The sequence below is a fragment of the Parendozoicomonas verongulae genome, assembly GCF_009711465.1.
GTDB lineage: Bacteria > Pseudomonadota > Gammaproteobacteria > Pseudomonadales > Endozoicomonadaceae > Sansalvadorimonas > Sansalvadorimonas verongulae.
Map to the genome: position 1 here is coordinate 1 of NZ_SMME01000634.1, position 1,705 is coordinate 1,705.

Below are 1,705 nucleotides of genomic sequence, written 5' to 3' on the forward strand. Positions count from 1 at the left end.
CGGGGTCGTGCGAGGCCCCATGGACATGAATGGATACTGACGTCTACAAGGAGAGAGTCATGGCAACACGGAACGAGAAACCCAGCTTCAATGAAATCGCAAAGGCCGACCACGGTATCCAGATGGCGCAGGCCTACAGCGCCATGCTGCTGGACAACCCGGACACGGTACTCAATCGTGTGGGCCGCGACCTGCGTATCTACAAAGAGATCCTGCGGGATGATCAGGTAAAGGCCACCTTCCAGCAACGGCGGCTGGCGGTCACAGCCTGTGAGTGGAATGTGGAACCGGCCTCCGAAGCACCGGCAGATAAAGAAGCGGCTGAGTTTATCAAGGAGCAGCTGCAGAAAATCGGCTTTGACGATATCACCGACAAGATGCTTTACGGACTGTTCTTCGGATACAGCGTGGCCGAGTGCCTGTGGGCACAAGACGGAAACCGTATAGTGCTTGATCAGATCAAAGTCCGTGACCGCGCCCGCTTTGTTTATGACCACGAATACCGGTTGCGCCTGATCTCTCGCCACAACCCCAATGGCCGACTCTTGCCGGACTGTAAGTTCTGGTCTTTCAGCACCGGGCAGGATCACTCCGACAACCCTTACGGTCTGGGCCTTGCCCATTACCTGTACTGGCCCTCGTTCTTCAAACGGAACGGCATCAAGTTCTGGCTGGTGTTTCTGGAAAAGTTCGGCATGCCTACAGCCATGGCCAAGCTGCCACCGGGCAAGGCTGACGACCCACGGGAAAGAGAGAAGGCCCTGCGAGCCTTGAGTGCCATCCAGACAGACAGCGGTGTGGTTGTCCCGGATGACGTGGTGATTGATTTGCTGGAAGCGGCCCGCTCCGGCACAGCGGATTACAACACCCTCTGCTCCCGTATGGATGCAGCGATCAGCAAGATCGTATTAAGCCAGACCATGACCACCGATGATGGCAGCAGCCGCAGCCAGGCAGAGGTGCATCAGGGGGTAGCGGAAACGGTTATCAAGGCAGACGCTGACTTGTTGTGTGAGTCCTTCAACCAGCAGGTGGTCACATGGCTGACGGCGTGGAACTTCCCCACTGCCAACCCTCCCCGTGTATGGCGCAACACTGAGCCGGAGGAAGACCTGAAGGCACGGGCCGAACGGGACAACAAGATCGCAACCCTCGGCTATGAGCCCTCCGAGGAGTACATCCTCAGCACCTACGGGGAAGGCTGGAAGAAGAAGGAAGCGGCTCCCATGCCACCCGCAGGCCCCGGCGCACCTGTTTTACCTGCGGAGTTCAGGGAGGTCAGCGATCTGACCCTTCACCGAGCCGGGCTGCGGGAAGACCAGCAAAGCCTCGTGGATGCAGCGGGTTTTCTGGCCTCCAAATACCGGGACCTGTACGGGAAGCGCGTGGAGCAGTTGTTAGCGTACATGGGAGAAACAGACGACCTCGAAACTTTCCGGGAGAAGCTGACGGAGATGATGGAGGACATCCCGGACGATAAAGCGGTGGAGACCGTGCAAAAGGCGACGCTGTTCAGCCGTTTGATGGGGCTGATGCGTGGGCAGCGGAGCGATAGCGCATGAAGCTGTATAACTTCTTTGAAGCCAGTGCGTCCTTTGAGTTGGGGCCACTGGCGGCTATCCAGTACTTTCTGTCGAAAGGACTCCGGCCCACCTTCGCGTGGCAGGATATGGTTGCGCAGGAGCACGACGTCGCCTTCACCGTG

The 1,705-nt window shown here is 58.2% G+C and carries 1 protein-coding gene; it reads left to right on the top strand.

Features of this window, described 5'->3' with window-relative positions:
* Positions 1 to 59 precede the first annotated feature (59 nt).
* Positions 60 to 1,562, top strand: a complete 1,503-nt coding sequence (locus E1189_RS02070; protein ID WP_155158416.1) for a DUF935 domain-containing protein — start codon at positions 60 to 62, stop codon at positions 1,560 to 1,562.
* Positions 1,563 to 1,705: the final 143 nt, after the last annotated feature.